The following is a 26,715-nucleotide window of genomic DNA, read 5'->3' on the forward strand; positions in this document are numbered from 1 at the left end:
GCCGCTTGGCCGCTTCACTCCTCACACTCACGAGTCCCCCATGCCCACCCCGCTCACCGACATCCCCGTCCATCCGATCACCGGTTTCCTGGGCAGCGGCAAGAGTTCGCTGATCCGGCACCTGATCGAGCACAAGCCCGAGGGCGAGCGCTGGGCGGTGCTGATCAACGAGTTCGGTCGGGTAGGCATCGACCAGGCGCTCGTGGCCGGGCGCGACGACGTGGTGGTCAGGGCGCTGCCGGGGGGCTGCCTGTGCTGCCAGCTGGCCACGGTGCTGCAAGCCGCCCTGGTCGAGCTGCTGCGGCGCGAGCGCCCCGACCGGCTGATCATCGAGCCCTCCGGCCTCGGGCATCCCGCGGGGCTGCTCGACCTGCTCCAGGGCGAGGCCTTCGCGGGCGTGCTGGCGCTGCGCGAGGTGGTGGCGGTGCTGGACCCGCGCCGGCTGGAGGATCCCCGCGCCCTGGCGCAGGCGACCTTCCGCGATCAGCTGGCGCTCGCCGACGGCATCGCCCTGACCATGACCGACCTGGTCTCGGCGTCCGGGCTGGATGCGGCGCGGGACTGGCTGGCGGACGAGCTGCCGGGCGATCCCTGGGTGGAGGAAGCGCCCCATGGGCGGCTGCCCATCGCGCGGGTGCTGGGGAGCGGCCGGCATCGCGACCGGCGTGGGGCCGGGCAGCCGGCGGCCCACCGTGCGCTGACCGGCCGTCGGGCGGCCTGGCTGGACCTGGAGGCCGAAGCCCCGCGCCCGGGGCACCCGGTGTTCCTGCGGGGCGAGGCGCTGGGGCAGGTCAGCCTGGGGTGGCGCTGGCACCCCGACGAGGCGTTCGACCGGGGGGCGCTGTTGGACTGCCTGGACGGCCTGGCCGGCGAGCTGCGGCTCAAGGGGGTCTTCCGCACCGGGGCCGGCTGGATGGCGGTGAACCGCGTGCACGGTCACGAGACGCCGACGCCCAGCGAGTGGCGGCGGGATTCCCGCCTGGAGGTGATCGGGCCGGCCGAGACGCTGCCGGATCCCCGGGCACTGCAGGCCCGGCTGGCCGCCTGCTTGCTGTAGCCACAAGCCGCAAGCCACAAGCCACAAGCGGAAAGTCGCAAGCGTTACGGGGTCAGCTCATCCTGTCCACTTTCCCCTTTCCCCTTTCCCCTTTCCCCTTTCTTGCTACTCCGGCCAGCTCGGCTCGGGCAGCCGGTGCTGCCGGCAGGCGGCGATCAGGGTGTTGTGCAGCAGGCAGGCGATGGTCATGGGGCCCACGCCGCCGGGCACCGGGGTGAGGGCGCCGGCCACTCGGGAGACACAGGCGGGGTTCACGTCGCCCACCAGGCGAGTCGTGTCGCCATTCCCGAGCCGGGTGATGCCCACGTCGATGACCGTGGCGCCGGCCTTGACCCAGTCGCCCTGGACCAGTCCGGGCTGGCCGACCGCGGCCACCAGGATGTCCCCCTGCCGGCAGACCTTGGCGGGATTGGCGGTCCGCGAATGGGCGAGGGTCACGGTGCAGTCCTCGCGGAGCAGCAGGCTCGCCATGGGGCGGCCGACGATCCGCGAGCGGCCCAGCACCACGGCGTGCTTGCCGGCCAGGTCGCCGAGGTGCGCCTTGAGCAGCGTCAGGCAGCCCAGCGGCGTGCAGGGCACCAGCCCCTCGCCGCCGGCCGCCAGGGCGCCGGCGTTGAGGGGGTGGAAGCCGTCCACGTCCTTGGCCGGGTCGATGGCGGCGATCACCGCCTCGGTGTCGATCGGGTCGGGCAGCGGCAACTGGACCAGGATGCCGTGCACGGCCGGATCGTGGTTGAGGGTCGCGATCAGCGAGAGCAGTTCCGCCTCGGGCGTGGCGGCGGGCAGGCAGTGCTCGAAGGAGCGCATGCCCACCTCCCGGGCGTGGCGCCCCTTGCTCCGCACGTAGACCTGGCTGGCCGGGTCCTCCCCCAGCAGCACCACCGCCAGGCCGGGCACCAGTCCGTGCCCCTCGCCGAGGCGCCGGACCTCCCCGGCCACCGCGTCGCGCAGCGCCTGGGCATGCGCCTTGCCATCGATCAGGGTCGCCATGACGCTCCCATCCGTCTGGTGTGACACTCGCCCGGGGCAAGGACCGCCGGTGTCCTTCGCCGCGTCGACCGGCGAAGGGCCGCCGGGGGCGCCCCGGGCTGCTTCCGCAGTCTAGGTCAGAACAGGGCCGGGGGTGTTCCCTCGGCGACGCCGCGCATCGCTCCGGCGACGGTCGTCATGCACCATGGGGCTGTCGTCCTGATGGAAGTGGTGCGTGGGCTTTCCTTCTAGCCTTATACTCAAAGCCCCGCTTGTCGGGGCATCGACAGTGTGCAACGGCGAGGTCGGCCCCATGTATCGCGTGCGTCGCTGGGTGGTCCGCCATGCCCGGGCCTTCGAGATCCTCTATGACGGCTTCGAGCCCGTCCTCAAGACGCTGGCGCCGCTGGTGGCCCGGCTCGGCCCCGAGCGGCTGGAGCGGCCGGTCGCGGCGGTCGAGCGCTGGGTGAAGGGTTTCCTCTTCGATTGCCGGATGTGCGGGCACTGCGTGCTGAGTTCCACCGGCATGGCCTGTCCCATGAACTGTCCCAAGCGGCTGCGCAACGGCCCCTGCGGCGGGGTGCGCGCCGACGGCGGCTGCGAGGTGAAGCCCGAGATGCGTTGCGTGTGGCTGGAGGCCTGGGAGGGCAGCCGGCGCATGAAGTACGGCGATCGCATCCAGCTGGTCCAGCTGCCGGTGGATGCCGCCGACGAGGGAGCCTCGTCCTGGCTCAAGGTGGTGCAGGGCGAACACGGTCGAGACCGCGGGGGAAGCCCATGAAGTTCGACGACGAGCCGGTGCCCGGCTATTCCCTGCCGATCCTGCCCGGGCATGTCTCGCCCGGGCGGCTGGAGCGGGTGCTGCGGGCGGGCCGCTTCGCGGTGACCACCGAGATCGACCCGCCGGATTCCGCCGACCCGGCGGAGGTCCTGCGCCGGGCGGCCATCTTCGACGGCTACGTGGATGCCATCAATGCCACCGATGGCTCCGGCGCCAACTGCCACATGTCCAGCGTCGGCGTCTGCTCGCTGCTGACCCGGGTGGGCTATGCCACCATCCTCCAGATGTCCTGCCGCGACCGCAACCGGATCGCCATGCAGGGCGAGATCCTGGGCGCCGCGGCCATGGGCGCCTGCAACCTGCTGTGCCTGACCGGCGACGGGGTCCAGGCGGGCGACCATCCCGAGGCCCGCCCGGTGTTCGACCTGGACTCGCTCTCCTTGCTGGGCATCGCCCGGCGCATGCGCGACGAGGGGCGCTTCGAGAGCGGACGGGCCATCACCGAGCCGCCCCGCATCTTCCTGGGGGCGGCGGAGAATCCCTTCGTGCCCCCGGCGGCCTGGCGGGCCCGCCGGCTGGCCAAGAAGGTGGCCGCGGGGGCGCGCTTCATCCAGACCCAGTACTGCTTCGACGTGCCCCGGCTGCGGGATTTCATGAAGGAGGTGGCCGACCTGGGCGTGCTCGAGGGGCCCGACCGGGCCTTCGTGCTGGTGGGCATGGGGCCGCTAGCCTCGGCCCGCAGCGCCCGCTGGATTCGCGAGCACGTGCCGGGCATCCATATCCCCGATGCGGTGATCCGGCGCCTGGAGGGGGCCCGGGACCAGCGCGCCGAGGGCGAGCGCCTGTGCTGCGATATCCTGGCCGAGGTCCGGGAGATCGAGGGGGTGAGCGGGGCGCACATCATGGCCTATCGGCAGGAGGCCACGGTGGCGCGGATCATCGAGGAGACCGGCGTGCTGGAGGGGCGGGTGCCCTGGTATCCGGGACGCGACGACCCCTGCGAGCTCAACCCCGAGGCGCCGGACGCCGCGCCCTGCCACCTGACCGCCGCGGGCCCGAAGTGAGTGGCAAGGAGTAAGGGATTCCTTGCCACTTTTCACTTTCCACTTTCCACTTTCCCCTCGACCCTTGGTGGTTCGGCGCTCGGCGCTCGGCGCTCGCCGATGCCGTCAGCCTTCCAGCGGGAAGTCCCGCAGCACCGGCGGCTGCCCGGCCGCGATCTCGATCTCCCAGCCGCGGTCCGGCTGCCAGTCGCCCAGCACGTAGCGACGCGCCGGGATGCCGTCGAGGTCGAGCTCGTGGACGGCGGGGCGATGGGTGTGGCCGTGGATCAGGGTGGTCACGCCGTGCTCGCGCAGGGCGGCGGTCACCTCGTCCGGGGTCACGTCCATGATGTCCTCGGCCTTGTTGGAGTTGGCCTCGCCCGACTGGTCGCGCAGCTGCCGGGCCAGGGCCAGGCGCTCGGGAATCGGCATGGCGAGGATCCGGGCCTGCCACTGGGGATCGCGGGCCTGGGCGCGAAAGGCCATGTAGGCCTCGTCGCGGGTGCAGAGGCTGTCGCCGTGCATCAGCAGCACCCGCTCGTCGCCCAGGGTGACCACGCTGGGGTCGGGCAACAGGGTCGCGCCGGCCGCCTCGGCGAAGCGCTCGCCCAACAGGAAGTCGCGGTTGCCGTGCATCAGGTAGACGGCGGTGCCCGCCTCGCTGCGTGCCTGGAGCGCGGCGGCGATGCGTGCCGCCAGGGCGGCCGTGCCGCTGGGGTCGGCGTCGCCCAGGTCGAGCAGGTCGTCGCCGATCCAGGCCTCGAAGAAGTCGCCGAGGATGTAGATCGCCTCCGCCTCCCGGGCACGGCCGTCCAGCCAGGCCAGGAAGCCGTCGGTGATGGCGGGGGCGCCGGGGTGGAGGTGGAGGTCGGAAATCAGCAGGGTCGACATGGCGGCTCTCGCAGGCGTCGGGTCGGGGGCGGCCCACCCGCGGGCGCGGGTGGGGGCGGTGCGGAAGGGCGGTTCAGGCCTCGGCGTCGTCCTGGACGTAGGCGCGCTGGATGATGACGTCCTCGGCGGGCACGTCGGCGTGCATGCCGCGGCGGGTGGTGGCCACGCCCTTGATGCGTTCCACCACGTCCATGCCCTGGACGACCTCGCCGAACACGCAGTAGCCCCAGCCCTGGATGTTCTTGCCGCGATGGTTGAGGAAGTCGTTGTCGGCGACGTTGATGAAGAACTGGGCGGTGGCGGAGTGCGGGTCCTGGGTGCGGGCCATGGCCAGGGTGCCGCGATCGTTGGTCAGGCCGTTGTCGGCCTCGTTCTCGATGGGATCACGGGTGGGCTTCTGGTTGAAGTCCAGGTCGAAGCCGCCGCCCTGGATCATGAAGCCGTCGATGACCCGGTGGAAGAGGGTGTTGTCGTAGAAGCCGTCGCGGACGTACTGCTCGAAGTTGGCCGCGGTCTTGGGGGCCTTGTCGTGGTTCAGGGCGACATGGATATCGCCGAAATTGGTCTGCAAGATGATCATCACGGTGTCCTGTCGTTGTTGCTAGGGCTGCCACAATGGGAAGTGTCCCGGGGCGCCGGGGACAGGTCGAAGAGGGGGTCTTTTGCCATGGATGGCAAAAGTAGCGCCCATGGATGGGTTCACAGCGCCCCCTCGGAGACCTGTCGCCGGATCAGTCCCGGGAAAAAACTCACTACGGCAGCCCCGGCGGTATAGCGGGATGCCTTGGCGCCCTATGGGCACGTGGCGCTATAATAGCCCTTTTGCGTCGATGCGCGAAGCCGCGGCCAGGCCCGCGGCGTCGCGGCGACAGGCCCGCGTTCAACCAGAGGTTGCCCAATCAACATGACCAGCGAGACCACCAGCGCGCCGAACTTCATTCGCAACCAGATCCGCGAAGAGGTCGAGGCCGGCCGACAGGGGAAGATCGTCACCCGCTTCCCGCCGGAGCCCAACGGCTTCCTGCACATCGGCCACGCCAAGTCGATCTGTCTGAATTTCGGGCTCGCCGAGCAGTTCGGTGGCGACTGTCATCTGCGCTTCGACGACACCAACCCGATCAAGGAAGAGCAGGCGTACATCGACGCCATCAAGGAGGACGTCAGCTGGCTGGGCTATGACTGGGCGGGTCAGGTACGCTTCGCCTCCGACTACTTCGACCAGCTCTATGCCTGGGCGCAGCACCTGGTGCGCGAGGGCAAGGCCTATGTGGACGACCTCTCGCCGGAGGAGATGCGCGAGTACCGCGGCACCCTGACCGAGCCGGGCCGGCCGAGCCCCTATCGGGAGCGCTCCGTGGAGGAGAACCTGGACCTGCTCGAGCGCATGCGCACCGGCGAGTTCGCCGAGGGCGAGAAGGTGCTGCGCGCCAGGATCGACATGGCCGCGCCCAACATCAACCTGCGCGATCCCATCCTCTACCGCATCCGCCACGCCGACCATCACCAGACCGGCGACAAGTGGAAGATCTACCCGTCCTACGACTTCGCCCACGGCCAGTCGGACGCCATCGAGGGCGTGACCCATTCCCTGTGCACCCTGGAATTCGAGGACCATCGCCCGCTCTACGAGTGGTTCCTCGACAACCTGCCGGTGCCGTCCAAGCCGCGCCAGATCGAGTTCGCCCGGCTCAACCTCAACTACACCCTGACCTCCAAGCGCAAGCTCAAGCTGCTGGTGGACGAGGGCATCGTCGACGGCTGGGACGATCCGCGCCTGCCGACCCTTTCCGGCATGCGGCGTCGCGGCTATACCCCGGCCTCGATCCGCAAGTTCTGCGAGATGATCGGCGTGACCCGCGCCGACGGCGGCCTGGTCGACATCGCCATGCTCTACCACGCCATCCGCAGCGACCTCGAGGACAACGCGCCCCGGGCCATGTGCGTGCTCAAGCCGCTCAAGGTGGTGCTGACCAACGTGCCCGAGGACTTCGAGGAGACCTACGAGGTGGCCGGCCACCCGGCCCGGGAGGACATGGGCGTGCGCCGGATCCCCTTCACCCGGGAGATCGTCATCGACCGGGACGACTTCATGGAGGAGCCGCCGAAGAAGTTCTTCCGCCTGGCGCCGGGCAAGGAGGTGCGGCTGCGCAACTCCTACGTGATCCGTTGCGACGAGGTGGTGAAGGACGCGACCGGCGAGATCGCCGAGCTGCGCTGCTCGGTGGACTTCGACACCCTGGGCAAGAACCCGGAGGGCCGCAAGGTCAAGGGCGTGATCCACTGGGTCAGCGCCGCCCACGGGGTCCCCATGGAGGTGCGCCTGTACGACAACCTCTTCCAGGTCGAGCAGCCGGACAAGGACAAGGACGCCGACTTCCTCGAGCACCTGAACCCCGATTCCCTGGTCACCGTGCAGGCCGTCGGCGAGCCCAGCCTGGCCCAGGTCGCCCCGGAGAGCCGCTTCCAGTTCGAGCGGGTGGGCTACTTCTGTGCCGACCGTCATGCCTGCCGCGACGGCAAGCTGGTGTTCAACCGCACCGTGGGGCTCAAGGACAGCTGGGCGAAGATCAAGAAGAAGGGCTGACATGCAGATCTACAACACCCTCACGCGCCGCAAGGAAACCTTCACGCCCATCGAGCCGGGCAAGGTCCGCATGTACGTCTGCGGCATGACCGTCTACGACTACTGCCACCTGGGCCATGCCCGGGTGATGGTGGCCTTCGACGTCATCACCCGCTACCTGCGCGCCCGGGGCTATGACGTCACCTACGTGCGCAACATCACCGACATCGACGACAAGATCCTCAGGCGGGCCGACGAGAACGACGAGACCATCGAGGCGCTCACCGACCGCATGATCGACGCCATGCACGAGGACGAGGGGCGCCTCGGCGTGCTGCGCCCGGACGCGGAGCCCCGGGCGACCCAGCACCTCGACGAGATCGTCGCCATGATCGAGACGCTGATCGACAAGGGCTACGCCTATGCGGCGGCCAACGGCGACGTCTACTACCGGGTGCGCCGGTTCGAGGGCTACGGCAAGCTCAACAACCGCGACCCGGACGACATGCGCGCCGGCGCCCGGGTGGACGTCGACGAGCACAAGGAGGATCCGCTGGACTTCGTGCTGTGGAAGGCGGCCAAGCCGGGCGAGGCCAACTGGCTGTCGCCCTGGGGGCCGGGGCGTCCCGGCTGGCACATCGAGTGCTCGGCCATGTCCACCTGCTGCCTGGGGGAGACCTTCGACATCCACGGCGGCGGGCCCGACCTGACCTTCCCCCACCACGAGAACGAGATCGCCCAGAGCGAGGCGGCCACCGGCAAGCCCTACGTCAACACCTGGATGCACGCCGGGGCGGTACGGGTGAACCAGGAGAAGATGTCCAAGTCGCTGGGCAACTTCTTCACCATCCGCGAGGTGCTCGAGCACCATGACCCGGAGGTGGTGCGCTACCTGCTGGTGGCCAGCCATTACCGCAGCCCGATCAACTACGCCCCCGAGTCCCTGGCCGACGCCCGCCGCTCCCTGGAGCGCTTCTACAACGCCCTGGACGGCGTCGAGCCCCGGGAAGGGGAGGTGGACGGGCGCTTCGACGCGCGCTTCACCGCGGCGATGGACGACGACTTCAACACCGCCGAGGCGGTGTCGGTGCTCTTCGACCTGGCCCGGGAGCTCAACCGGACCAAGAAGGAAGCCCCGGGCGAGGCCCCGGCGCTGGCGGCGGAACTCAAGCGCCTGGGGGCGATCCTCGGCCTGCTCCAGCAGGCGCCGGAGGCCTTCCTGAAGGGCGCGGCCGGCGAGCTGCCGCTGCCCGAGGCGGAGATCGAGGCGAAGATCGCCGCCCGCGCCGAGGCCAAGAAGGCCCGCGACTTCGCCGCCGCCGACGCCATCCGCGACGAGCTGGCCTTCCTCGGCATCGTGCTCAAGGACAGCCGGGAGGGCACCTCCTGGGTGCTGGAGGCGCCCGAGGACTGAGGGCGCCCTTCGGGCAGCGCCGAGCCACGAGGCGCAAGCGACAAGGAACCCCCGGAGGCCATGGCCTTCGGGGGTTCTTCTGCTCGCGGACGTAATCGGTACCCGTCCCCGGTTTCCCCATGATTCCGTGGGAGCGCAGCTTGCTGCGCGATAGCGGAGGCCCCCCAGGGCCATCGCGCTCTGAAGAGCGCTCCCACGGCCAGGGACATCGCCCGATTTCGTGGGAGCTCAGCTTGCTGCGCGATGGGAGGTAATCGGTACCCGTCCCCGGTTTCCAGTCTAATCTGGACCCGTCCCCGGTTGTCCATTCGGCCTTTCGTCGACGACGGCCATGGCCTCGTCGAGACTGGTGGCCACCGCATTCCACGGCAGCGGCGATCCGGTGAGATGGCAGTGGTAGAGCGACTCGTCATCGATGTCGACGCGATGGATGTCGTTGCCCCGATCGTCCTGCCACCAGTCGGCATGGACATGCTGCCAGCGAGGGGCGAGCGAAGCGCCGATGTTCATGAGCATTCCCTCCTTCGACCGCCGGGGTGCCGGAACCGGGGCAGTGCGCCCCCTGTCTTCCAGGGTAGTATAAAAACACTGTTTGAAAACACTGTTCTTCAATTCGCCTCGAGACACGCCGTCGGGATGTCGCTCGCCGGGGAGAGAGGGGAGGGACGCCGGCTTGCCCCTGGCGCGTGATCGGTCCCCGTCCCCGGCTTCCCATCGATTGCTCCACGCGGTTTGCAAACAGCGCTATGTAACAATAGGTAACTTTATATGATGTTATGTAGCCTACTATAGCACCCTTGAACGTTTCCTGGCGCCTGCCGACGGGGCGCGGCGGGAGGAGCGCCGGTCCCGTGCCGGGCGTTGTCCCTCACGGCGGATCGAGCGGCGCCTCGGCGGCCGGCGGCAGGCGGTCCGGCGGGGGCCAGGCGTCGTCGACCACGAAGAGGCGGCACCACTCCGCCGGCGCGCCCGTCCCGGGCAGGCGCAGGGCCAGCTGCACCGGGGCCCCGCCGCCGGCGAAGTGCAGCCGCAGGCAGTGCTCCAGCACGGGCAGCGAGGTGAGGTGCTCGGGGCGGGGCAGGGCGAGCCAGTGGGGCTTGCACAGCCAGGCCCCGCGGGTGCCCCGGGGAAGGGCCTCGTGGAGCCGTGACCAGTCCCGCCAGTACAGCCACTCCCCGCGGTGATGGTCGGGGGTGGCATGCCGCGGCGCGGGGAGGGAGGCGTGAAAGGGGTAGAAGAGCACCCCGGGCATCGCCAGGCGCTGATGCAGCCGCGGCGAGGTGGCGCCGCCGAGGCACTCCGCGAGGGCCCGACGGGCCTGGGGCGTGTGGGCCAGCGGCAGTTGGTGACGCGTCAGGTGGGCCCGCTTGATGGCCAGGCTGTCGAGCCCGCCCGGGCCGATCCAGCGGGCCTGGTCGTCGGCGTTCCCGGGGCCTTCCGGCAGTCCCAGGTAGTACTTGATGGCCACCTCCAGGTGGACGGGCACGGGATCGGCGAGCTCGGCGTAGACCAGGTCGAGCTCGCCCAGGGTGCGACGCTCCTGGAGGACCGGCAGGTTGTGGGCCAGCAGGCGGGTCCCCGGGGCGCTGCCGAGCAGGAACTGCCACAGGCGTTCGTGATAATGGCCCATGCGCCCCTTGAGGGTATGGCCGATGAAGCGCTCGAGCGGCTCGGGATCGGCCTCCAGGTGACCCAGGTAGTCGGCCAGGGCATCGTCGCGCTCGAGCCCCAGGCAGGCGCGGTCGGGGCGACCGTCCCAGCCCAGGGTGAGCAGGTCGGGCGTGGCCAGCAGCCAGGCCAGGTCCCGGACCAGGGGGTGGCGCCAGGGGAGGAGATCGTCATGGGGTGGCGGCATGGGGCGGCTCCCGGGCGTTGAGATGCCGTTCTGACAGCCAAGCTGTACAGGCCTTATACTCAGCATACATTCATAGAGGAAGTGGGTGGTAACCATGCAGCCAGTACTGACGCGTCTCGCCGTCGTCGCGACCGGCACCCTGATGAGCCTGAGCGCGGCGCAGGCCCAGGAGCCGGTGGTGGTCGCCTCGAAGATCGATACCGAAGGCTCGGTGCTGGGCCAGTTGATCCTGCAGCGCCTGGAGGCCGGTGGCGTCGAGGTGGAGAACCGACTCCAGCTGGGGGGCACCAGCATCGTGCGGGGCGCCCTCACCGCGGGCGAGATCGATCTGTACCCGGAGTACACCGGCAACGGCGCCTTCTTCTTCGACATGGCCGACAGTCCGGTATGGAAGGACGCCGAGCAGGCCTACGAGACCGTCCGGGAGAAGGACCGTGAGCAGAACGACCTGGTCTGGCTGACCCCGGCCGACGCCAACAACACCTGGGCGATCAGCGTGCGCGGCGAGCTGGCCCGGGAGCACGGCCTGGCGAGCCTCGAGGACCTGGCGGCCTACCTGAACGAGGGCGGCGACTTCAAGCTGGCCGCCAGCGCCGAGTTCGTCGAGTCCCCCCAGGCCCTGCCGGCCTTCCAGGACGCCTATGGCTTCGAGCTCTCCGAGGACGAGCTGCTGGTGCTGTCCGGCGGCAACACCGCCGCCACCATGCGCGCCGCGGCCCAGCAGACCAGCGGCGTCAATGCCGCCATGACCTATGGCACCGACGGCGGGCTCAAGGCCCTGGACCTGGTGGTGATGGACGACACCCTGGGCGTGCAGCCGGTCTACCAGCCGGCCCCGGTGGTCCGCGCCAGCGTGCTCGAGGCGCATCCCGAGATCGAGTCCCTGCTGACCCCGGTCTTCGAGGCCCTGGACCGCGATACCCTGCAACGCCTCAACGGCGACGTGGCCGTCAACGGCCTCGACCCGGCCCGGGTGGCGGCGGACTTCCTCGACACCCTGGACGAGTGAGGTCAGGGTGCCCGAGGAGACTCCGCGCCCCAACATCGTCCTGTGGTCCCTGCTGCTGGCCGCCCTGCCGGCCTGGCTGGGCCTGGATGCGGTGAGCGTCGCGCCCAACCGCATCGTGCCCGGCAGCGGTCACTCGGCCGCCGAGGTCGCCGGCCTGCCGGGGCTGGTGGCGAGCCTGGTGCCCGCCCTGGCGGTGCTGTGGCTGGCCTGGCGGCCGACGCGCGAGCGGCTGCGCCTGGCACTCGGCCTGGTCGTGGCCATGCTGGCGGCCCTGCCGGCCTGGCTCGCCCTGGCGGCGGCCGAGCTGGTCGACCCTGCGCTTCCCCAGGCCCGCATGGGCATCGGCGGGGGCGTCTGGGTCGGCCTCTTCCTGCTGTTGCTGGCGCTGATCGAGCTGCGCACCCGCTTGACCCTGTCGCGGCCGCTCGGCTGGGCGCTGCTGCTGGTCCCGCTCGCCAGCCTGGCGCTCTGCCTGTCCCTCTGGCTGGAGCCCCTCGCGCTGCGCCGGGAATATGCCGGACGCAGCCAGCAGTTCCTCGCCGCCATCGGCGAGCACCTGCTGCTGGTCGGGTCGGCGGTGGGGCTCAGCCTGGTCATCGGGGTGGGCCTGGCGCTGGCCATGCGCCGCTGGCCGCGGGCCCGTGAGCTGGGCTTCGCGGTGCTCAACTTCCTGCAGACCATCCCCAGCCTGGCGCTGTTCGGCCTGCTGCTGGCCCCGCTGGCCTGGCTCTCCGCCCGGGTCGACTGGCTGGCCGCCCTGGGGGTGAGCGGCATCGGCTGGGCGCCGGCCCTGCTGGCGCTGGTCGGCTACAGCCTGTTGCCCATGGTGCGCAACACCTACGTGGCCCTCGAGGAGGTGGACCCCGGGGTGGTCGACGCCGCCCGGGGCATGGGCATGAGCCGCGGCCAGGTGTTCCGCCAGGTGCGCCTGCCGCTGGCGCTGCCGGTGATCCTCGAGGGAATCCGCATCACCTCGGTGCAGGCCATCGGCCTGACCGCGGTGGCGGCGCTGATCGGCGCCGGCGGTCTCGGGACCTTCATCTTCCAGGGGCTGGGCCAGGCCGCCATGGACCTGGTGCTGCTCGGCGCCCTGCCCATCCTCGTCATGGCGCTCGCCGCCGATGCCCTGCTGGGCGCCCTGACCGACCTGCTGCGCCCGGGAGGGGCGACATGATCGATCTCATCCACGTGACCAAGCGCTTCGGCGCGACGACCGCGGTGGACGACATCTCCCTGAGCGTGGCCCAGGGGGAGCTCTGCGTGCTGGTCGGGACCTCCGGCTGCGGCAAGTCCACGACCCTGCGCATGATCAACCGGCTCATCGAGCACAGCGACGGCGAGATCCACATCGACGGCCAGCAGATCCGGGCCTTCCGCGAGGAGACGCTGCGCCGGCGCATGGGCTACGCCATCCAGAGCACCGGCCTCTTCCCGCACTGGACGGTGGCGCGCAATATCGGCCTCGTTCCCCGGCTGCTGAAATGGCCCCAGGCGAGGATCCGCGAGCGGGTCGAGGAGCTGATGACCCTGCTCGGCCTGCCCGTCAGCGAGTTCGCCGACAAGTACCCGCGCCAGCTCTCCGGCGGCCAGGCCCAGCGGGTCGGGGTGGCCCGGGCGCTGGCCGCCGATCCGGATATCCTGCTCATGGACGAGCCCTTCGGCGCCCTGGACCCGATCACCCGGGAGACCCTCCAGGAGGAACTGCGGGCCCTGCAGGGCCGGCTGCACAAGACCATCGTCTTCGTCACCCACGACATGGACGAGGCGCTGCGCCTGGCCGATCGCCTGGTGGTCATGGACCAGGGCCGCATCAAGCAGCAGGGCCATCCCCTGGAGCTGCTCCGCGAGCCCGCCGACGCCTTCGTGGAATCCCTGCTGGGGGGCGAGGATCGCGGGCTCAAGGAGGCCGCCCTGCTGCCGGTGAGCGAGCGGATGCTGCCGCTGAGCCCGCGCCTGCTGGCCCGGGAGCGGGTGGCCCACGATGCCTCGCTGCGCGAGGCGCTGTCGATCATGCTGTGGCGCCATGCCGAGCGCCTGACCGTGGTCGACGACGAGGACCTTCCCATCGGCGAACTGTCGCTGCGGCGGCTGGTGGGGGCCAAGGCCCATGAGTGAGGCGATCGCCAAGGCGAGGGCCGGGCGAGCCTGGTGGGTCCCGGCCGTCTGGGGCGCGCTGCTGCTGGCCGCCTGCCTGGGCATGGGCGCCCTGGAGGGGCTGTTCCGCTGGGTCGAGCCGGACAGCCGCGCCGTGATCTATGCCCGGGCCGATTTCCTGACCCTGCTGGGGCGCCACCTGCTGGTGGTCGGCGTGGCGGCGCTCGCCGCCGTGGCGATCGGGGTGGGGGCGGCGGTGGCCGTCACCCGCCGGGCCGGACGCGACTTCCTGCCGCTGGTCGCCCAGCTGGCCTCCATCGGCCAGACCTTCCCGCCGGTGGCGGTGCTGGCGCTGGCGGTGCCGGTGCTGGGCTTCGGCACCCTGCCGATCATCGTCGCCCTGCTGCTCTACGGCCTGCTGCCGATCGTCCGCAACACCCTGGCCGGGATCGAGGGCATCGACCCGGGGGTGCGCGAGGCGGCCCGGGGCATGGGAATGACCGGCGGCCAGCTGCTGCGCCAGGTGGAGCTGCCGCTGGCCGCCCCGGTGATCCTCGCCGGCATCCGCACCTCGGTGACGATCAACATCGCCACGGCGGCCATCGGCGCCACCGTGGGGGCGAGCAACCTGGGCGATCCCATCATCTCGGGCATCGTCAACGGCAATACCGCCTACGTGCTCCAGGGCGCCCTGTTGATCGGCCTGCTGGCGCTCACGGTCGACAGCGTCTTCGCGCGCCTGCAGCCCGCCGGCCCGCGCTGACGAGCCGCCTTATACCGTTATCTTCAAGGGGCCGGCGACTCTCGCCACGGCCGGCGCCGCCGACGTCCCCCCCGTGGCCGACATCGAGGCAAGATCCGCCGAATCGGGACTATCCAATGATCGCAGTTTACGTTAACGTCAATGCCGTGCGTTGATCGGCGTCGGGGCAATCCCCTGGCGATCCGAAAGAATAGAGACAACACTGCCCCCAAAAGGGGTAAGGATCATGACGATGAGCACAACGCGAGATATCCACGTGCCGGAATTCCTGGCCGGGGACGAGTTCAGCATCCCCACCTACCGGGTCCTCAACCAGGAGGGCACCCTCTACGAGGGCGCCGAGGAGCCCCCGCTGGAGCGTGAGCTGGCCCGGCGCATCTACCAGGCGATGATCACCACCCGGGTGCTCGACGAGCGCATGATGGCCGCCCAGCGCCAGGGTCGCCTGTCCTTCTACATGCAGTGCACGGGCGAGGAGGCCGCCGTCATCGGGGCCTCCGCGGCGCTGGACGACGCCGACATGATCATGGCCCAGTACCGTGAGCAGGGGGCGCTGGTCTATCGCGGCTTCACCATCGACGAGTTCATGAATCAGCTGTTCGGCAACGAGCTGGATTACGGCAAGGGCCGGCAGATGCCGATTCACTACGGCTCGCGCAAGCTGCACTACATGACCATCTCCTCGCCGCTGGCCACCCAGATCCCCCAGGCCACGGGCTATGCCTACGGCCAGAAGCTGGCCGGCGATGGCCTGTGCACCACGGTCTTCTTCGGCGAGGGAGCCGCCTCCGAGGGCGACTTCCATGCCGCCCTGAACATGGCGGCGGTTCATGAAGTGCCGGTGATCTTCTTCTGCCGCAACAACGGCTACGCCATCTCCACCCCGGCCATCGAGCAGTTCGCCGCCGACGGCGTGGCCCCGCGGGCCTTCGGCTACCGGATGCACGTCATCCGCGTGGACGGCAACGACATCCTGGCCGTCTATCGGGCGACCCAGGAGGCTCGGCGCATCGCCGTCGAGCACAACAAGCCGGTGCTCATCGAGGCCATGACCTACCGCCTGGCCGCCCATTCCTCCTCGGACGATCCCTCCGGCTACCGCTCCCGCAAGGAAGAGGAGGCCTGGCGGGAGAAGGATCCGATCCTGCGCATGAAGCGCTGGATGATCGACAAGGGCTGGTGGGACGAGGAGGAAGAGAAGACCCTCCAGGAGCAGCTGCGACGCGAGGTCCTGGAGACCCTCAAGCAGGCCGAGAAGCGTCCGCCGCCCCCCCTGGACAGCCTGGTGACCGACGTCTACGCCGAGGTCACCCCGGGCCTGCAGCATCAGCTCGACGCCCTCAAGGCGCACATCCGTCGCTATCCGGACGCCTATCCCAAGGGAGCCCGTTCCCTGGATCCCGAAGTGAGCCGCACCGACGACGCCAACGACAAGGGAGAGTCCTGAGATGCCGACCATGAACATGCTGCAGGCGATCAACAACGCCCTGGACATCGCCATGGCCGAGGACGAGCGGGTGCTGTGCTTCGGCGAGGACGTGGGCGGCTTCGGCGGCGTCTTCCGCGCCACCAGCCATCTCCAGGAGCGCTACGGCAAGACGCGCTGCTTCAACACCCCGCTGGTGGAACAGGGCATCATCGGCTTCGCCAACGGCCTGGCCGCCCAGGGCTCGGTGCCGGTGGCGGAGATCCAGTTCGCCGACTACATCTTTCCGGCCTTCGACCAGATCGTCAACGAGACCGCCAAGTTCCGCTATCGCTCCGGGGACCTGTTCAACGTGGGCGGGCTGACCATCCGGGCGCCCTACGGCGGCGGGATCTCCGGCGGCCACTATCACTCCCAGTCCCCGGAGGCCTATTTCGCCCATACCCCCGGGCTGAAGATCGTCGTTCCCCGCAATCCTTACGAGGCCAAGGGGCTGTTGCTGGCCGCCATCCGTGAGCCGGACCCGGTGCTGTTCTTCGAGCCCAAGCGACTCTACCGCGCGTCCACCGGGGAAGTGCCCGAGGAGGACTACCAGCTGCCGCTCGGCGAGGCCGAGGTCACCAAGGAGGGCACCGACGTCACCCTGGTGGGCTGGGGCGCCCAGATGGAGGTCATCGACAAGGCCGTGGAGCTGGCCGAGAAGGAAGGCATCTCCTGCGAGGTCATCGACCTGCGCACCATCCTGCCCTGGGACGAGGACACCGTCGCCGAGTCGGTGCTCAAGACCGGCCGGCTGGTGGTGACCCACGAGGCGCCGCGGACCGGTGGCTTCGCCGGCGAGATCGCCGCCGCCATCCAGGATCGCTGCTTCCTGTACCTGGAATCGCCGATCATGCGCGTGACCGGCCTGGACACGCCCTTCCCGCTGACGCTGGAGAAGGAGTACCTGCCGGATCACCTCAAGGTCTTCGAGGCCGTTCGCGCAAGCGTCAATTACTAAGCCGATACAGCGCGCTATCAGGACAGGAGAGACATCATGACCGAGTTCAAGCTGCCCGATATCGGCGAAGGTATCGTGGAGTGCGAAGTCGTGGAATGGCGGGTCGACGAGGGCGACGTCATCGAGGAGGACCAGCCGGTGGTCGAGGTGATGACCGACAAGGCGCTGGTGGAGATCACCGCGCCCGAGGCCGGCCGGGTCACCAGGCTCCACGTGGGCAAGGGCGAGATCGCCAAGGTCCACGCCCCGCTGTTCGCCTACGAGGCGGAGGGCGCGTCCGGCGGCGCGAGCGCCGAGGCGACCCCGAGCGAGGCCCCGGCGCCCGAGCCCCAGGCCCCCCAGGCGAGTGGCGGCCAGGCGCCGGCCGGCGGCGGGGCCGCCAAGGACTTCATCCTCCCGGATATCGGCGAGGGCATCGTCGAGTGCGAGGTGGTCGAGTGGCGCGTGGCCGAGGGCGAGGAGATCGCCGAGGACCAGCCGGTGGTCGATGTCATGACCGACAAGGCCATGGTCGAGATCACCGCCCCCGAGGCCGGTCGGGTCACCCGGCTCCATGTCGGCAAGGGCGAGATCGCCAAGGTCCATGCGCCGCTGTTCGCCTATGAGCCCGAGGACGGGGCCGAGCCGGCCGAGGCCGCCTCGAGCGGCCCGGCGGCCCGGGACGAGGCGCCGAGGCCTGCCGCGACCGGGGCGTCCCCGACGGCTCCGTCCCGCACGGGCCGCGGCCCCCACGGCCGGATCCCGGCGAGCCCGGCGGTGCGCCGCCTGGTCCGCGAGCACGACCTGCGTCTGGAGGACATCCCCGGCTCCGGCAAGGACGGCCGGGTGCTCAAGGAAGACGTCATGGCGGTGGTCGAGGGCGGCGGGGCGCGTCCGGCGGAGGCGGCCAAGCCCAAGCCCAAGCCCGAGGCGGCGCCGGCGCCTCGTCCGGCCCCGGCCGAGGAGGGCGAGGTGCGCGTCGAGCCGCTGCGCGGCGTGCGCGCGGCCATGGCCCGGCAGATGGTGGCCTCGGCCACGACCATCCCGCATTTCCAGTACGGCGAGGAGATCGACGTCACCGAGCTGCTGGCGCTGCGCGAGCGGCTCAAGCCCAGGGCGGAGGCCAGGGAGACCCGGCTGACCCTGATGCCCTTCTTCATGAAGGCCATGGCGCTGGCGATCCAGGACTTCCCGATCCTCAACAGCCGGCTCAACGAGGCCGCCGACGAGATCCACTACCTGCCGAGCTGCAACATCGGCATGGCGGTGGACGGCAAGGCGGGCCTGATGGTGCCCAACGTCAAGGGCGTGGAGCGCCTCAGCCTGCTGGAGGTGGCCCGCGAGATCCAGCGCCTGACCGGCCAGGCCCGCGAGGGGCGGGTGGCCCAGGCGGACCTCCAGGGCGGCACCATCAGCATCTCCAACATCGGGGCCCTGGGCGGCACCTATGCCGCGCCGATCATCAACGCGCCGGAGGTGGCGATCGTGGCCATCGGCAAGACCCAGTGGCTGCCGCGCTTCGACGCGGCCGGCGAGGTTACCCGCCGGGCGATCATGACGGTGACCTGGGCCGGCGACCATCGACTGATCGACGGCGGCACCATCGCCCGATTCTGCAATGCCTGGAAGGGGTACCTCGAAGACCCCGAGACGCTGTTGCTCGAGTTGGCCTGACGCTCCCGTCAGGCGGCCACGGAGGGCGCCGGGCCCGTCCCGCGGAACCCGGCGTCCGTCACCATGGCCCATCGTCCAGGCGATCGAGAAGGTCGAAACCGATGACCCAGCCGTTGCAGCAGTTCTATATTCCGGAAGACCAGTCGGTCTACCTGCTCAGCCACCACGACGCCCGCAAGCTCAAGGAGTGGGTGGCGCTGTGCCAGGCCCAGCTCGAGCAGCTGGGCTACCGGAACATCGAGCTGATCGGCAAGGGCGCCTACGGCTTCGTCTTCGCCGGGCTCACCGCCACCGGCGAGGAGTACGTCTTCAAGTTCACCCGGGTCAACCTGCCCCAGCACCTGCAGGACCGCCTCGAGGAGGAGGCCTTCATGCTGGAGCAGGTCGCCCATCCCCGGGTGCCCCGGCTGATCGTCTTCCAGCGGGTGCGCAACCAGTCGATCCTGGTCATGGAACGGGCTCCGGGAGAGAACCTGGAGGAGGTCTCGCTGCGCGAGGGACGGCTGTCGCCGCGGCTGATCGTGCGCATCGCCGACCAGCTCGCCGACATCCTGCGCGCCCTGCGCCGCGAGTCCGGGCCCTCCGGCAAGCCCGTGGTGCACGGCGACATCAAGCCGTCCAACCTGGTCTTCGACGAGGCGCGCGAGACCATCGCCCTGATCGACTGGGGCTCCTCGGTGTTCGCCCAGCTCGACGCCGAGCTGCAGTTCGTCTCGGCCAACGTCATGGAGCTGATGTCGGACAACCTCCAGCAGACCAATGCCCGCCTGGGCGACGTCTACTTCATCGGCGAGGACCAGCTCAACGGGGCCCTGTCCTCGCCGCGCTTCGACGAGCAGGGCGCGGCCGGCACCCTCTACGCCCTGGCCTCGGCCCAGTCCTGCCGCTTCGGCCACCGGGCCATCCCCGCCACCTCCCTGGGGCTGCCCATGGAGTTCGCCCGCATGCTCGACGGCATGCTGGACCCGGATCCCCGCGTCCGCATGAAGGCGGGGGATCACTTCATCCGCGAGATGCCGCGGCTGGGCAGGCTGGTGATGCTGGACCTGCCGAGCCCGCCGGAGGCGCCCATGGTGCCGGTCTGGACCCGGCCGGCCGACCGCGAGATCGACACCGTGGTCTACAGCTCGCGCAAGTCCTTCCTCCGCGAGGAGGGCGTGCGCGAGACCCTGAACGACGTCAACGACGTCCAGCTCGACCGCTACTACAAGAACTTCATGCAGGGCATGGGCGAGACCGAGAAGGCCTTCCTGGCCGCGGTGAGCCGGCTCGGCAAGTACCCGGTGGTGGGGGGGCTGGCGGTGCGCTGGGAGGCCGACGGGGTCTACATCGACACCTCCCTGAACCTGCACGATCCGGCGCTCAAGCCGGCCTTCATCGCCGCGGTCAACAACATGGTGACCCTGGCCCGGGCCATCCACCGGCGCGGCATCTTCAAGAGCTGCCTGTTCAACGCCCGGGACACCCTCCACCTGGACCGGGAGGGCCCGGACCGGCCCTTCCTGGTCACCCCGGGCATGCGCCTGCACTACGAGGTCAGCGCCGTGCCGGAGCTCGAGGACCGCTCGCGGCTGCACAGCTACTTCGAGGACGGCCCCGACCCGGAGGAGTTCCTGGTGCTGCCGGAGGCCATCATCAGCTCCCTGGAGGCCCTCAACGAGATCCACCACACCGGCATGATCATCTTCGAGGCGCTGCCCGAGCACCTCAAGATCCATAGCCACTACCGGCTGCTCGATCCCTCCCGGGAGGCGGAGTTCCGTCGCCGCCTCGAGGACATCCTCGACGCCGTGGGGCTGATCGAGGGACTCGGGGTCTCGGGCTTCATGAAGATGCCCTACAAGGACACCCGGGTCTTCGCCCACGTGGCCCGCCAGCCGGAGCGCTTCTATCCCCGCGACCCCCGCGCCGCCCTGGAGGCCGCCCGGCGCGAGGCCGAGGCGGCGCAGGGCGGCTAGGCGATGTCCGAAACAGGGCGCTGGTAGGTGCGCTGACGCTTACCTCCCCTACGGCGGCCACGGTGGTCGCCGTAGGGGAGGTAAGCGAGCCCGCGAGCGCACCCGCGATTAGAGAGCAGCATGATCGAGGCTCAGAGCGAGGCGGCGGAGCGCGCCGCCTGGTCGTAGAGCCCGGACATGGCCCGCAGGCTGGCGGCGATGCGGTGCAGGTCCTCGCGCTCGATGCCCAGCGTCGACAGCGAGTCCACCAGGCAGGCCTCGCGGATCTCCGCGTAGCGCTGGCAGGTCGCCCGCCCCTGGTCGGTGGTGCGGTAGAAGGTCTCCTTGCCGTGCTTCTCGCCTTCCACCAGGCCCAGCTTGCCCAGCTTCTTCAGCGCATAGGTCACCGTATGGGTGTCCTCCACGTTGAGCACCAGGCAGATGTCGGCCTGGCGCTTGGCGCGCTCGCGATGGTTGATGCTGTGCAGCACCAGCACGTCGAGGGAGCCCAGCTCCGGCAGGCCGGCGGCGGTCATGCAGCGCACCATCCAGCGCTGGAAGGCGTGGCTGGCGATGATCATGCCGAACTCGAACTCCGAGAGTTCCTGGGCGTTCCGGGACAGGTGTTCCGAGGAGACGATGGGGCCGCGGGGCGACGCGGCCGTCTGGGTCTCGTCCTGGCTCATCAGCGGTTCCCCATGGCGGTGGGCAGGTAGGTCACGATCTCCGGGAAGAGGCCGATCAGCACCACCCCGAGCATCATCAGGAAGAAGAAGGGCAGGGCGGCCCAGGCGATGCTCAGGATGTTGCGGCCGGTCATGCCCTGGAGGACGAAGAGGTTGAAGCCGATCGGCGGGGTGATCTGCGACATCTCCACCACGATCACCAGGTAGATGCCGAACCAGATCAGGTCGATGCCGGCCGCCTCCACCATGGGCAGCAGGATGGAGGTGGTCAGCACCACCACCGAGATGCCGTCCAGGAAGCAGCCCAGCAGGATGAACAGCACGGTCAGCGCCGCCAGCAGCATCACCGGGGAGAGCCCCAGGGTGCCGATCCAGGCGGCCAGGTCGCTGGGCAGGCCGGTGAAGCCCATGGCGGCGGTGAGGAAGGAGGCGCCGGCGAGGATGAAGGCGATCATGCAGGAGGTGCGCACCGCCCCGAGCAGGGCGTCGCGGAAGACCTCGCGATCCATGCTGCCCTGCACCCTGGCCAGCAGCAGGGAGAGCACGACGCCCACGGCGGCGGCCTCGGTGGGCGAGGCCAGGCCGGCGTAGATGGAGCCGATCACTCCCACGATCAATGCCAGCATGGGGATCAGTCGACGCGAGCGCTTCAGTCGCTCGCCCCAGGCCACCCGGGCGTCGGCCGCCGGGACCTTGTCGGGGTAGCGCCAGGCCCAGAGCATCAGGTAGGCGGCGAACAGGCCGATCAGCAGCAGGCCCGGGAAGATGCCGGCGATGAACAGCCGGGCGATCGACTGGTCGGTGGCCACGCCGTAGACGATCAGGATGATCGAGGGCGGGATCAGCAGGCCCAGGGTGGCCGAGCCGGCCAGGGTGCCGATGACCAGCTGCTCGTCGTAGCCCCGTCGGGTCAGCTCGGGGATGGTCATCTTGCCCATGGTGGCGCAGGTGGCCGCCGAGGAGCCGGAGACCGCGGCGAAGAGGCCGCAGCCCACCACGTTGGTGTGCAGCAGCCGCCCGGGGATGCGCTGCATCCAGGGCGACAGCCCGGTGAACATGTCGTCGGCGAGCCGGGAGCGGAAGAGGATCTCGCCCATCCAAATGAACATGGGGAGGGCGGTGAGCTCCCAGCTGTAGCTGGCGCCCCAGATGTCGGAGGCCATGACGTCGCCGGTGGGGATGCTGGTGAACTGGCTGAGCGCGATCCAGCCCAGGCCGAGCAGCGAGAAGGCCACCCAGACGCCGCTGCCGAGCAGCACCAGCAGGGTGACGAAGAGGGTGAGGGTGAGGATCAGCATGGGCGTCTCGTCATTCCTGGCCGGTGTCGTGGATGGTGAAGTCGTCGGGACGGCGGATCGCCGTGGCCAGGGTCTGCCACCAGGCCTCCCCCAGCGCCAGGCAGAACAGCACGATCCCGGCCAGCATGGCCGACTGCGGCAGCCACAGCGGGATGCTGAGCAGTCCGTAGGAGGTCTCGCCGAAGGCGATGCTGTCGGCCAGCAGGCGGTAGAGGTAGAAGGCCAGGTAGAGGCACAGCGCCAGGGCCACGCTCAGGCAGGCCGCCTCGACGAAGACCCGGTAGCGGGCCGGCAGCCGGCCGATCAGCAGGGTGACCCGGATATGGGCGCCATGGATGAAGGTGTAGGCCAGCCCGAGGAAGGTGGCGCCCACCAGCAGGAAGCCGGAGATCTCGGCCAGCCCGGGAATGGCCAGGCCGATGCGTCCCCCGCCCAGGGCCGTGGCCAGGACGTCGATGATCCGCCCGACGATCTGGGCGGTGATCAGGGCGCAGATCAGCACCAGGCAGGTGGCGGAGAGGTAGCCCCCCAGGTTGTAGAGGGGGCGCAATCGATAGCTCATGGTGACTACCCATAGTGTCCGGGGCCCACGGCAGGGCCCCGGTGAGGTGGTGGCGGGGACGGGGCGTGGCGGCCTGGCCACGACGCCCCGGACCTCACTCCTGGCTGGCGCGATAGGCCTCGAGGATGGCCGCGCCCTGCTCGCCGGCGCGCTCGGCCCACTCCTCGGTCATGGTGGCGCCGATCTCCTCGAGCTTGGCGGCGAGCGCCGGCGTCGGGGTGCTGACCTGGATGCCGTTGTCCTCCAGCACCGTCAGGGCGTCCTCGGTCTCCTGGCGGCTCATCTCCCAGCCCCGTTCCTCGGCGGTCGCGGCGGCGTCCAGCACGGCCTGCCGGGTGGCCTCGTCGAGGCGCGAGAAGGCGCGATCGCTGACGATGACCATGTTCTTGGGCAACCACAGCTGGGCGTGGTTGAAGTGGCTCAGGTAATCCCAGGCCTTGGTGTCGGCGCCGGTGGCGGGGGAGGTGATCATGGCGCCGACGCGCCCGGTGCTGAAGGCGGTGGGAATGTCCGGCACCTCCACCTGGGTGGGCACGGCACCGGCCAGCTGGGCGAGGCGCTCGCTGGCCGCATTGTAGGCCCGCATGCTGAGGTTCTGCAGGTCCTCGGGCTCGTCGACCTCCTCCTGGGTATAGATCCCCTGGGGCGGCCAGGGCACGGCGAACAGCAGGCGCAGGCCCTGCTCGGAGAGCTCCTCGGCGATGACCTCCCGGGAGGCGTCCCAGAGCGCCCGGGCGTCCTCGTAGCTGGACGCCAGGTACGGGACCGAGTCCACCTCGAAGATGGGGTTCTCGTTGGCCAGCCGCGACATGATCAGCTCGCCGATGGGGACGATGCCCCGGCGCACGGAGTTCTTGATCTCGGCATGGCCGATCAGCGAGCCGTTGGAGTGCACGGTGATGTCCAGCTCGCCGTCGGTGGCCTCGCGGACGTCGTCGGCGAACTCGCGGATGTTCACGGTGTGGAAGGTGCGGTCGCCGTAGGGGGTGGGCATGTCCCACTCGGTGGCCGCCTGGGCGCCGGTGCCCAGGGTGGCTAGGCTGACACCGAGGGCCACGGCCGAGGCCAGGCGGGGCAGGGCGTTGCGGACGGTCATGAGCGTTTCCTCTCGCGGGTCGGTCTATTGTTGTGGAGGCGGCGCCGGCGGCGCGGGCGGCCCCGCCTTGGCTTGAGCATAGCCGTTGATCGGCGGGAAGGTTAGGCAGTCAGAGGATATGTCGTCAACGTTGTTTAGACTAATTGGTGATGTTATGAGGAAAAAACACTGATAATTTATCGATGAATTGTTTATGAGAGGTGGCGATGAAGACCCTGCTGCTCAATGCCGACATGGGGGAAAGCTTCGGGCCCTGGGTGATGGGCCTGGATCACGAGGTCATGCCCCATGTGGACCTGGCCAACGTGGCCTGCGGTTTCCATGCCTCCGACCCGGACGTGATCCGCATGACGGTGCGCCTGGCGCGCAAGCATGGCGTCACCGTGGGGGCCCACCCGGCCTATCCCGACATGGTGGGGTTCGGCCGGCGTTCCATGGCCTGCGCCCCGGAGGAGGTCGAGAACCTGGTGCTCTATCAGGTGGGTGCCCTGGCGGGGATCTGCCGTGCCGAGGGGCTCTCGGTGGGCTACATCAAGCCCCACGGTGCGCTCTACAACGACATGATGCGCGACCCCGAGATCCTGGCCGCGGTGATGCGGGCGCTGGTCGCCTACGACGCCTCGCTGCCGCTGAAGGTGATGGCCACCCGGGACACTTCCATGGCCCGGGAGCTCGCCGAGCGCCATGGGGTGAGCCTGTGGTTCGAGGCCTTCGCCGACCGGGCCTACGATGGCGAGGGCCGGCTGGTGTCGCGTCGAGAGACCGGCAGCGTGCACCACGACCAGGACGCGATCGTCGACCAGGCGCGGCGTATCGCCCGGGGCGAACCACTGATCGCCCGGGACGGCCGCGAGCTGATCCTCGAGGCCGACACCCTCTGCGTGCACGGGGACAACGCCGAGTCCATCGCCGCCATCAAGGCCATCCGCGCCGCCCTGCACGGCCAGGAGGGAGCATGATCCCCGCCGGCCTGCCGCGACTCGAGTCGGCCGGCCTGGACGGCTGGCTGGTGCGCCTGTTCGATGCCATCGACGAGACCAACCTGGCCTGGATCACCGCCCTGGTCCGCGACTGCGAGTCGGCCTTCGGCGCGGCCCTGGTGGACCTGGTGCCCTCCTACACCACCCTGCTGGTGATCTTCGACCCGCGGGTGCTGACGCCCGCCGAGGCCCGGGGCAGGCTTCAGTCGCTGCTGGCCGACCTGGCGCCCGACCCTCAGGCCGAGGACGCCCCGGTCCGGGAACTGCCGACCTGGTACGACGAGCGCGTCGGCCCGGAGTTGCCGCGCCTGGCGGAGCGGGCGGGGCTGACCGAGGCCGAGGTGGTCGAGCGGCATGGCGCCGTCACCTACCGGGTCTATGCCCTGGGCTTCGCCCCGGGGTTCGCCTTCATGGGCAGCGTGGACGAGCGGCTCGAGACGCCGAGGCTCGAGACGCCGCGCAAGCGGGTACCGGCCGGCAGCGTGGGCATCGCCGGGCGCCAGACCGCCGCCTACCCCGCGGTCTCGCCGGGGGGCTGGAACCTGATCGGCCGCACCGCGGCGGTGCTCTTCGATCGCGACCGGGCGGGCTTCAGCCTGCTTCGCGTCGGCGATCGGGTGCGTTTCGTGCCGGTGGAGCGTGACGAGTTCGAGCGCCTGGGCGGGGATGCCCGGCCCATGGAGGAGGGGCGATGAGGCAAGAGACGGTGACGGGGCTGAGCGTCGAGCGCGCCGGTCCCCTGGCGCTGCTCCAGGACGCGGGCCGTTTCGGCGTGCGTCGCCTGGGGGTGACCCAGGGCGGGCCGGCCGACGTGCATGCCTGGGCCTGGGCCAACCACCTGGTGGGCAACGCCTGGGGCGCGGGGGCGCTGGAGGTGACCTTCGGCGGACTGGCGCTGAAGGCCGCGAGGGACCTGAGCCTGGCGCTGTGCGGCGCCGACCTGGGCGCGACCCTGGACGACGACCCCCTGGCGCCGTGGCGCGGTTTCCGGATGCGTGCCGGCCAGGTGCTGCGCTTCGCCCAGCCGACCAGCGGGCTGCGGGCCTACCTGGCGGTGGCCGGTGGCTTCCGGGCCGACCCCGTCCTGGGCAGCCTGTCCTGCGTGGTCCGCGAGGGACTGGGCGGGCACGACGGCCAGGGACGGCCGCTGGCCGAGGGGGATCGCCTGGCGGTGGGCCCGGGGGCGAAGAAGGGGCCCCGCGGTAAGGCGGTCCCCGTGGAGGAACGTCCGGACTATGACGCGGTGCCCCGGCTGGCGCTGCTGCCCGGCGCCCAGGTCGCCGAATTCGAGGGGGCGAGCCTGCATGCGGCCTTCGGCCAGGCCTGGACGGTCGACGACCGGGCGGATCGCATGGGCGTGCGCCTCCTGGGGCCCCGGCTGCGCTGCCGCCTGACCAGCTTGATCTCCGAGGGGCTCGGGCTCGGCGCCGTGCAGGTGCCGCCGGACGGCCAGCCCATCGCCCTGCTCAACGATCGCCAGACCATCGGCGGCTACCCCCGGCTGGGGGCGCTCACGCCGCTGGCCTGCGCCCGTCTGGCCCAGTGCCCGCCGGGCCGGGAGGTCCGCCTGGCGGCGGTGTCCGCCGAGCGGGCCCTGGCCGAGTACCGCCGCTTCCGTGCCAAGTTCGGCTGAGTCGC

General features: G+C 70.2%; 25 protein-coding genes. 16 read left to right on the plus strand and 9 right to left on the minus strand.

Annotated elements, in window-relative coordinates; translation table 11 throughout:
• The first annotated feature begins 40 nt into the window (after positions 1-40).
• Positions 41-1,057: a CobW family GTP-binding protein gene (locus tag BEI_RS08570; protein WP_097789116.1), complete on the plus strand. Its 1,017-nt coding sequence runs from the start codon at positions 41-43 to the stop codon at positions 1,055-1,057.
• Between the two features lie 105 nt (positions 1,058-1,162).
• Here the strand turns inward: BEI_RS08570 and BEI_RS08575 are convergent, their stop codons facing one another.
• Entirely contained in the window at positions 1,163-2,047 is an 885-nt protein-coding gene (locus BEI_RS08575) for a bifunctional 5,10-methylenetetrahydrofolate dehydrogenase/5,10-methenyltetrahydrofolate cyclohydrolase (protein WP_097789117.1), read from the minus strand.
• Positions 2,048-2,339: 292 nt separating this feature from the next.
• Between BEI_RS08575 and BEI_RS08580 the strand changes: the two genes are divergently transcribed.
• Together BEI_RS08580 and BEI_RS08585 are read left to right on the plus strand one after the other, a co-directional pair.
• Positions 2,340-2,807, plus strand: a complete 468-nt coding sequence (locus tag BEI_RS08580; protein WP_097789118.1) for a methylenetetrahydrofolate reductase C-terminal domain-containing protein — start codon at positions 2,340-2,342, stop codon at positions 2,805-2,807.
• The gene (locus tag BEI_RS08585; protein WP_097789119.1) at positions 2,804-3,871 is read left to right on the plus strand and encodes a methylenetetrahydrofolate reductase; all 1,068 of its coding nucleotides are present in this window, start codon (positions 2,804-2,806) and stop codon (positions 3,869-3,871) included. Before BEI_RS08580 ends, BEI_RS08585 begins: the two co-directional genes overlap by 4 nt.
• Positions 3,872-3,976: 105 nt before the next feature.
• On the opposite strand, the gene BEI_RS08590 is transcribed toward BEI_RS08585, so the two are convergent.
• Positions 3,977-4,741, minus strand: a complete 765-nt coding sequence (locus BEI_RS08590; RefSeq protein WP_097789120.1) for a UDP-2,3-diacylglucosamine diphosphatase — start codon at positions 4,739-4,741, stop codon at positions 3,977-3,979.
• Between the two features lie 73 nt (positions 4,742-4,814).
• Positions 4,815-5,321 carry a peptidylprolyl isomerase gene (locus BEI_RS08595; protein WP_097789121.1) on the minus strand — a complete coding sequence of 169 codons (507 nt, stop codon included), beginning with the start codon at positions 5,319-5,321 and terminating at the stop codon, positions 4,815-4,817.
• 324 nt (positions 5,322-5,645) lie between these two features.
• Here BEI_RS08595 and BEI_RS08600 point away from each other — a divergent pair, with 324 nt between their 5' ends.
• Entirely contained in the window at positions 5,646-7,325 is a 1,680-nt protein-coding gene (locus tag BEI_RS08600; RefSeq protein WP_097789122.1) for a glutamine--tRNA ligase/YqeY domain fusion protein, read from the plus strand.
• A 1-nt stretch (position 7,326) separates the two neighbouring features.
• Positions 7,327-8,718, plus strand: a complete 1,392-nt coding sequence (gene cysS / locus BEI_RS08605; protein WP_097789123.1) for a cysteine--tRNA ligase — start codon at positions 7,327-7,329, stop codon at positions 8,716-8,718.
• Positions 8,719-8,997: 279 nt separating this feature from the next.
• Here cysS and BEI_RS08610 read toward each other — a convergent pair whose 3' ends face one another.
• A complete protein-coding gene (locus BEI_RS08610) occupies positions 8,998-9,228 on the minus strand; it encodes a hypothetical protein (RefSeq protein ID WP_153045782.1) in 231 nt (76 codons plus the stop codon).
• Positions 9,229-9,586: 358 nt separating this feature from the next.
• Positions 9,587-10,573, minus strand: a complete 987-nt coding sequence (locus BEI_RS08615; RefSeq protein WP_097789125.1) for a DUF1853 family protein — start codon at positions 10,571-10,573, stop codon at positions 9,587-9,589.
• A 94-nt stretch (positions 10,574-10,667) separates the two neighbouring features.
• Here BEI_RS08615 and osmF point away from each other — a divergent pair, with 94 nt between their 5' ends.
• The 8 genes from osmF (at position 10,668) to BEI_RS08655 (ending at position 20,476) form a co-directional block, all read left to right on the plus strand.
• On the plus strand, positions 10,668-11,582 hold the full coding sequence (osmF, locus tag BEI_RS08620) for a glycine betaine ABC transporter substrate-binding protein OsmF (protein ID WP_097789126.1): 915 nt from the start codon (positions 10,668-10,670) through the stop codon (positions 11,580-11,582).
• A gap of 7 nt (positions 11,583-11,589) precedes the next feature.
• Complete coding sequence (locus BEI_RS08625; protein WP_097789127.1) at positions 11,590-12,756, plus strand: ABC transporter permease; 1,167 nt, start codon at positions 11,590-11,592, stop codon at positions 12,754-12,756.
• Positions 12,753-13,697: an ABC transporter ATP-binding protein gene (locus BEI_RS08630; RefSeq protein WP_097789128.1), complete on the plus strand. Its 945-nt coding sequence runs from the start codon at positions 12,753-12,755 to the stop codon at positions 13,695-13,697. Before BEI_RS08625 ends, BEI_RS08630 begins: the two co-directional genes overlap by 4 nt.
• Positions 13,690-14,439, plus strand: a complete 750-nt coding sequence (locus BEI_RS08635) for an ABC transporter permease (RefSeq protein WP_097789129.1) — start codon at positions 13,690-13,692, stop codon at positions 14,437-14,439. The genes BEI_RS08630 and BEI_RS08635 overlap by 8 nt, the downstream gene beginning before the upstream one ends.
• 226 nt (positions 14,440-14,665) lie before the next feature.
• On the plus strand, positions 14,666-15,886 hold the full coding sequence (locus tag BEI_RS08640; RefSeq protein WP_097789130.1) for a thiamine pyrophosphate-dependent dehydrogenase E1 component subunit alpha: 1,221 nt from the start codon (positions 14,666-14,668) through the stop codon (positions 15,884-15,886).
• 1 nt (position 15,887) lies between these two features.
• On the plus strand, positions 15,888-16,865 hold the full coding sequence (locus BEI_RS08645) for an alpha-ketoacid dehydrogenase subunit beta (RefSeq protein ID WP_097789131.1): 978 nt from the start codon (positions 15,888-15,890) through the stop codon (positions 16,863-16,865).
• Positions 16,866-16,901: 36 nt separating this feature from the next.
• Positions 16,902-18,518: a dihydrolipoyllysine-residue acetyltransferase gene (locus BEI_RS08650; RefSeq protein WP_097789132.1), complete on the plus strand. Its 1,617-nt coding sequence runs from the start codon at positions 16,902-16,904 to the stop codon at positions 18,516-18,518.
• A 101-nt stretch (positions 18,519-18,619) separates the two neighbouring features.
• Positions 18,620-20,476 (plus strand): protein kinase domain-containing protein, encoded by a 1,857-nt coding sequence (locus BEI_RS08655; protein ID WP_097789133.1) that lies wholly within the window; start codon positions 18,620-18,622, stop codon positions 20,474-20,476.
• Positions 20,477-20,607: 131 nt separating this feature from the next.
• On the opposite strand, the gene BEI_RS08660 is transcribed toward BEI_RS08655, so the two are convergent.
• The 4 genes from BEI_RS08660 to BEI_RS08675 form a co-directional block, all read right to left on the minus strand.
• A complete protein-coding gene (locus tag BEI_RS08660; RefSeq protein ID WP_097789134.1) occupies positions 20,608-21,141 on the minus strand; it encodes a winged helix DNA-binding protein in 534 nt (177 codons plus the stop codon).
• On the minus strand, positions 21,141-22,439 hold the full coding sequence (locus BEI_RS08665; protein ID WP_097789135.1) for a TRAP transporter large permease: 1,299 nt from the start codon (positions 22,437-22,439) through the stop codon (positions 21,141-21,143). The genes BEI_RS08660 and BEI_RS08665 overlap by 1 nt, the downstream gene beginning before the upstream one ends.
• Before the next feature lie 10 nt (positions 22,440-22,449).
• Positions 22,450-23,001: a TRAP transporter small permease gene (locus BEI_RS08670; protein WP_097789136.1), complete on the minus strand. Its 552-nt coding sequence runs from the start codon at positions 22,999-23,001 to the stop codon at positions 22,450-22,452.
• Positions 23,002-23,095: 94 nt separating this feature from the next.
• The gene (locus BEI_RS08675) at positions 23,096-24,097 is read right to left on the minus strand and encodes a TRAP transporter substrate-binding protein (RefSeq protein WP_097789137.1); all 1,002 of its coding nucleotides are present in this window, start codon (positions 24,095-24,097) and stop codon (positions 23,096-23,098) included.
• Between the two features lie 206 nt (positions 24,098-24,303).
• Between BEI_RS08675 and BEI_RS08680 the strand changes: the two genes are divergently transcribed.
• The 3 genes from BEI_RS08680 to BEI_RS08690 are packed head-to-tail and all read left to right on the plus strand — an operon-like array spanning position 24,304 to position 26,710.
• Positions 24,304-25,056 (plus strand): 5-oxoprolinase subunit PxpA, encoded by a 753-nt coding sequence (locus BEI_RS08680; RefSeq protein WP_097789138.1) that lies wholly within the window; start codon positions 24,304-24,306, stop codon positions 25,054-25,056.
• Positions 25,053-25,772, plus strand: a complete 720-nt coding sequence (gene pxpB / locus BEI_RS08685) for a 5-oxoprolinase subunit PxpB (RefSeq protein ID WP_097789139.1) — start codon at positions 25,053-25,055, stop codon at positions 25,770-25,772. Before BEI_RS08680 ends, pxpB begins: the two co-directional genes overlap by 4 nt.
• On the plus strand, positions 25,769-26,710 hold the full coding sequence (locus BEI_RS08690; protein ID WP_097789140.1) for a 5-oxoprolinase subunit C family protein: 942 nt from the start codon (positions 25,769-25,771) through the stop codon (positions 26,708-26,710). Before pxpB ends, BEI_RS08690 begins: the two co-directional genes overlap by 4 nt.
• Positions 26,711-26,715 lie beyond the last annotated feature (5 nt).

Source organism: Halomonas beimenensis (genome assembly GCF_002549795.1).
Classification (GTDB): Bacteria; Pseudomonadota; Gammaproteobacteria; order Pseudomonadales; family Halomonadaceae; genus Halomonas; species Halomonas beimenensis.